The sequence below is a fragment of the Alphaproteobacteria bacterium genome, from assembly GCA_030740435.1.
Lineage (GTDB): Bacteria > Pseudomonadota > Alphaproteobacteria > UBA2966 > UBA2966.
In genome coordinates, this window is sequence record JASLXG010000045.1 from 1 (window position 1) to 6,251 (window position 6,251).

General features: G+C 66.6%; 3 protein-coding genes. All 3 read left to right on the plus strand.

All coding sequences use genetic code 11. From position 1 onward, the window contains the following. The first annotated feature begins 168 nt into the window (after positions 1 to 168). Positions 169 to 867 carry a serine/threonine-protein kinase gene (locus QGG75_05415; protein MDP6066680.1) on the plus strand — a complete coding sequence of 233 codons (699 nt, stop codon included), beginning with the start codon at positions 169 to 171 and terminating at the stop codon, positions 865 to 867. Between the two features lie 177 nt (positions 868 to 1,044). After that, entirely contained in the window at positions 1,045 to 2,844 is a 1,800-nt protein-coding gene (locus QGG75_05420; GenBank protein MDP6066681.1) for a peptidoglycan-binding domain-containing protein, read from the plus strand. Positions 2,845 to 3,272: 428 nt separating this feature from the next. Further along, positions 3,273 to 6,251 (plus strand): FecR domain-containing protein (locus QGG75_05425; GenBank protein MDP6066682.1); only part of this gene is annotated, 2,979 nt, incomplete at its 3' end.

Below are 6,251 nucleotides of genomic sequence, written 5' to 3' on the forward strand. Positions count from 1 at the left end.
GACCCGAAGTCCGTCCCGTTTCGATTCACCCATCGGGTGTGCCATGCCAACCACTCCATCAACTCCTCAACATATTGATTCTTATAGCATAATCTCCATCTCAGGGCATCGATTAACGAGTTCATCTGGGAAATGGGGGATAAGGGCGACGTGGAACTTGCCGAGAGATTGCGCCTGAACTTCATCGCTGAGGGTGATCTGATCTCGCGCTTCAACCACCCCCACATCATCGCTATCCTCGAACGCACCTGCCTGGCCGACGGCACACCCTTTTTTGTTATGCCCTATCACCCCAGGAGCCTAGCCGAGTTGATGGGGCCGCCTGAGGCGACGACAACGCTGGCGGCCGATTCTCCTTTGCTGCAGCGACCGAAGCGGGCGCTCGGCCAAGGGCTAACCGTGGTGATCCTGCGCCAACTCCTGATGGCCCTGGCTGAGGTTCATCGCCAGGACGTCGTGCACCGTGACGTCAAGCCGGACAACGTGCTGATCGATCAGCACGGCAGTGCCGTATTGTGCGATTTCGGCGTTGCCAGGAGCCCCTTCAGTGACGCGGCCCCGGTGCAGCGCAAATTCGGTGCGCCGCCGTTCATCAGTCCCGAACAATCCCGTGACCCGGCGGCCGTAGACGCTCGGACCGATATCTATGCCGTCGGCATCATGGCTCACCTGATGCTAACCGGCCGATCCCCTGATGATCGGCGGCCGCCGCTAGAGTCGAACCCGGGCATCGGCACCGGCTTGGCCAAGTGGGTGATGCGAATGACGGAACGGGAGGCGGCCAAGCGGCCGGCCGCCGCCGCCGCAGCACTTGCCCAACTGGATGACGCGGCGTCCGGGCTTGATCTGTCAACCGGACCTACCTGATTGGTCACCTGACGATATCGCCCGCGAGCCGATTCGGCCGGCCAGCATCGTTTGCACCAGGGCTGGCGCCTGAGTAAGCAGTTCAAACGCCCGGGTTGAGGGCGACCAGGCGGCGTTTGCAACGGCGCCGGGCCGGGATGATACTGCTTCCGGGGCGTCGTCAGGGGCAGGCCGGCCATGCGCGTCAGCGACAGTCTTTGGGAAATGCCGGGATCGCGGTGGCCCGGTGCCGTGGTGGCGATGCTGGCGGCTTGGCTTGGTCTGAGCTGCGCCGCCGCCGCCGTCCCCTTGTGGCCGCCCCTGCCCGGCCAACTGCGCCCGCCCCCCTTGATCATCAATATCGCGCTCAACGACGCCGGCTCGGACGCCCTGGCGCGGCTGCGCCGGGTGCCGCCCAGCCCAACGGTGTTCCAGGCGCAAAAGTTGCTGCGCGACCTGGGTCATTACCGGGGGTCCGTCAACGGCCTCCTCGACGCCGCCACCAGCGCCGCCGTCAAACGTTATCAGCGGCGCACCAACCTCGAAGTCGACGGCCTGGTCAGCGAGGCCTTGCTCGACCATCTCGAATTCACCGGCCGGGCCGAGCGTCTGGTCGAACGGCTGAGCCAGGTGCGCAGCCAGCAGGTGGCCCGAGCCCGGGCCGCCCTGGCCGCCCAACCCGAGACCCGGAGCCTGCTCGCCGGGCGGGCCGCCGACGAAGCCGCCGACCCGGCGCGCGACAGTGCCGCCTGCTTTGCCGCGCCCAGCGTGTCGTGTCTGCTCGAGGAAGCCCTGGAAGCGGCCAAGGCCGTGCATCGGGCCCATTTCAGGGATTGGGTGTTGGGCGAGATCCTGCAGCTGCAAGCCCGCCTGGGTCGTGACGACGAGGCCCTGGCAACGGCTGCCCGCATCGATGATCCGCGCCTGGTCATGACGGCGCTGGGCAAGATCGCCCGGGCCCAGGCCCGGCAGCGGCGTTGGCAGGCGGCCGGCGCCACGGCCCGCCTTATCCCCGACCCCCAGGTGCGGGCCGGCGTGCTGGTGGCCTTGGTGGCGGCGCTGGCCGAGGCCGAGCGGGTGGCCGCGGCATACGACGCGGCGAGCGAAGCGGCGGCCTTGCTCGAACGCATTGCCGCCGGCCGGGCACGCCTGGAGGTCTTGAGCGGCCTGGTGTTGGCTCTCGAGGCGCCGCCCCCGGCAGAGCCGCCGCCGGTGCTTGGCGCCTTGGCGGAAAAATTCGTCGCCCGCGCCCTGGCCGCGGTCGAGGCGGGCTTGCCCGGAGCGCGGCGGCGCGTGGCCCAGTTGATGGCCCGGCGCGGCCGCCCGGGCGCCGCCCTGGCACTTGCCGAGGAACTGGCCGATGCCGACCAGCGGGATGTCTTGATGGCCGACATAGCCCTCGCCCAGGCCCGCCTGGGGCAAGACCAGGCGGCCTTGGCCAGCGTCGCACGAGTTGCCCTGCCGCGTTACCGCATTGCCGCCCTGGTCCGTATCGCCAATCTGCACAGCGCCGCCGAGCGCCCTGGCGCGGCGCGCGCCGTTCTCGCCCGGGCCTTGCCCGAGATCGACAATATCGAGGCGAAATTCAGCTACGCCCGGGCCGACGCCGGCAACCGTCTGGTGCATGCCCTGATCGATGCCGGGGCCGGCGCCGAGGCCCGGCGCACGGCTGGCGCCATTGGTGATGCCCGGCTGCGCGCCGATGCCCAGTGGCGCCTGGCGGCCGCGGCGGCGGCGGCGGCGCGGACGGGCGCCACCGGGGCGGCGGCGGCGGAGCGGCTGTCGCGGGATCTGACCGGCGCTATCGGCAGCGCCCTCGATCGTGCCTGGACCTCGTGCAATGGCGTCCGGGCGGGGCTGAACGCGGGTGCCCGCCCGTTGGCCCGGCGGACCTTCGAGTTGGCTCTCGAGACGGTTCGCGAGATTTCCAGCCCCTGGGCCAGGGCGCAGGCGCTGGTGCGCCTGGCCGCCACTCTGAGTGCCCTCGAAGAAAACTGAGATGAGACCCCGGAGCGCGGATTTTTCGACGCCACGAGCTTTGCCGAGTAAAATAATTATGGCCCGCGAAATTCGGCAAAATGCGACCGGTCGTTCTTTTATTTTCCTGTGAGGGGGCCGAAAACGGCTCTTTTCAGCTCTTTCAAAAATTCTTAACCTTATTTTTTTTAGGGTTATTCAGCATCTTCTAAGTATCGGATTTTATTGAAAAAAATGCCTTGCCGCAGAGGCTGAACCATTGTTTTCGGGAGATCGAGGACGTATATTTCGGAGTATGGAGATGTTGCCCTGAGTGGCGCCCGATTTTTGCGCTGTGCCTGTGGCGGCTTCTTCATGGAGACAGTCGGGACTCGTTTTGATGAGTTCCAAAGGGCAATGCCCGTAGGCTCGGATCAGGGCGCAAACGGGCTGGCAAGGTGAGGTGAGCCGTGGCGGTCGATAATCTTCAACCCGGAATCTCGACGGATGATCTGGTAGCTGACGAGGGTGGCGAGGCCATCGTCCTGGACATCGGCGCGGGACCCCATCTGACGGTACCTGGCGGCACCATGATGTTGACGGCGGATTTCGTCCGCGCGGGGCCGGACCTTATCATCGAGGGCCAGGACGGCAGCGAAATCATCGTTCGGGACTATTACACCGTCGACGATCCGCCCGCCCTGATGACCTCGGGTGGCGCCCAGATGCCGGCCGACCTGGTCCACAAGCTGGCCGGTTCGATGGCTCCCGGTCAGTACGCCCAGGCGGCACCCGGCGAAGAGCCCCAGCCCATCGGCACGGTTCAGACCATTACCGGCAGCGTCACCGTGGTCCGGGCCGACGGCACTGAAGTTACCCTCAGCGCTGGCGCCCCGGTCTTTCAGGGCGACGTCATCGAGACCGGCGGCGAAGGCTCGGTCGGCATCGTCTTCGTCGACGACACCACTTTCTCGCTGGGCGAAGAGGGCCGCATGGTTCTCGACGAGTTGGTCTACGACGCCGAAACCCACGAAGGCAATTCGGCCTTCTCCGTCGTCCAGGGTGTGTTCTCCTTCGTTTCGGGCTCGATCGCCAAGTCGGGGTCGGACGCCATGCAGATACGCACGCCGGTGGCCACGATCGGTATTCGCGGCACCAAGGTGGCGGTCAAGGCCGGTGCCGAGGGCGAGGAAAACGTCATCACCCTGCTCGAGGAAGAGGGCGGCATCACGGGCGAGATCGTGGTCAGCAATGACGGCGGCGAGCAAATTCTCAACCAGGCCGGCCAGACCACCACCGTGACCAGTTTTCTGCAATCGCCGTCGGCACCGGTGGTGCTGCCGCAGGCCCAGTTGGATCAGCTTTTCGGCAGCACCATCAACGTGCTGCCGCCGAGCCCTGCCGCCCAGCGCGAGGCTCGTGAAGAAAGCGAAGGGCGTCGCGAAGATGGCGAAGCGGAGCGCGGCGAGGCCGGGGCGGAAGGAGAAGAGGAGGCGGAAGAGGAGGGCGAGGGCGAGGGCGAGGAAGGCGAGGGCGAAGCCGAAGTGGCGGAGGGCGAAACCGAAGCGGAAGCGGAAGCCGAAGCCGAAGCCGAAGCCGAAGTGGCGGAGGGCGAAACCGAAGCGGAAGCGGAAGCAGAAGCCGAAGCCGAAGCCGAAGCCGAAGCCGAAGCGGAGGCAGAGGCAGAGGCAGAGGCAGAGGCAGAGGAGGCCGAAGCGGAAGCCGAAATGGCGGAGGGCGAAGCCGATACGGAAATGACCGAAGCCGAAGAGGCCGATCTAGGCAATATCGAGCCGGCGGCGGGAGAGGCTGAGGAGGGTGCTGCCGATGCCGATGCCGATGCCGAATTGGCTGAAGCCGAAGAGGCCGATACCGAGGGGGGCGAAACTGAAGAAGCCCCTGCCGAAGACGCCGCTGAAGAGGCGCTCGCCGCGGGTGCTGACGCCGAGCAGGTGGCGCTGGCCCAAGCGGCTTCGGAAATCGCTCAAGCCCAGGCAGAGGCCAGCGGCGAGAGTGCCGAGGCGGCGGCCGCCGCCTCCGAAGAGGCTTTCGATCAGGCTCTCGCCGGTGACTTGAGCGCCGACGCGCTCGTCGAAACCGCGGCGGGCGGTGCCGAAGACGTTGGCACGGGCGACGTCGAATTTGGCAGTTTCCTGGGCGACGACCCCACCACCGGCTTTGGTTCGGATGGCGACGGCTCCGACCAATTCATAAATTTCGGCGCCGACACGGCCGACATCACCGACATCACCGACACCACCGATACAACGACGGGCGCCTCGGATCGGCCGGCCGAAGTCATTGATTCCGCGGCCTCGGCGCCCAGCGTCGAAACCACTGACGCGGCGGGCAGCGAAGACCGGGCCGTGGCTCTCGACATCCGGGCCGCCGTCACCGATACCGACGGCTCGGAGGAAATCACCAGCGTCATCATTTCTGGTGTTCCGGAGGGCGCCGAGTTGTCCGCCGGCACCGACAACGGCGACGGCACCTGGATCCTGGACCCGGCTCAGTTGACGGACCTGACCGTGACGCCGCCGGCCGATTCGAGTGACGACTTCTCCCTGACGGTGACGGTGACATCGACCGAGGAATCCAGCGGCAACACGGCCTCGACGGAATCGATCTTGAACGTTTCGCTGACGGGCGTCGCCGACGCGCCGACGATGGACGTGAGCGATGCCGCGGGCGCCGAGGACAGCGCCATTACGCTGGATATCTCGTCGGCGCTGACGGATACGGACGGGTCGGAGACGTTGTCGCTGACGATAAGTGGCGTGCCTGACGGTGCCAGCCTGAGCGCCGGCACCGACAACGGCGATGGTTCTTGGACTCTAACACCTGACCAATTGAGCGACCTGACGGTGACACCGCCGGCCGATTCGAGCGATGACTTCGCGCTGACGGTGACGGCCACGTCGACCGAGGCCGATGGCGACACGGCGACGACGACCTCCACGCTGAACGTCGCGGTGACCGGTGTCGCCGACGCGCCGACCATGGGCGTGAGCGACGCGGCGGGCGCCGAGGACAGCGCCATTACGCTGGATATCTCGTCGGCGCTGACGGATACGGACGCCTCCGAGACGTTGTCGCTGACGATCAGTGGCGTGCCGATGGGTGCCAGCCTGAGCGCCGGCACCGACAACGGCGATGGTTCTTGGACGCTGACACCTGACCAATTGAGCGACCTGACGGTGACACCGCCGGCCGATTCGAGCGATGACTTCGCGCTGACGGTAGCGGCCACGACGACCGAGGCCGATGGCGACACGGCGACGACAATCTCCACGCTGAATGTCGCGGTGACCGGTGTTGCCGACGCGCCGACCATGAGCGTGAGCGATGCCGCGGGCGACGAGGACAGCGCCATTGCGCTGGATATCTCGTCGGCGCTGACGGATACGGATGGGTCGGAGATGCTGTCGCTGACGATCAGTGGCGTGCCG

Excerpts from the sequence above, each read along its gene's own strand:
- QGG75_05420 (MDP6066681.1), top strand. The coding sequence starts at position 1,045 with ATGCGCGTCAGCGACAGTCTTTGGGAAATGCCGGGATCGCGGTGGCCC.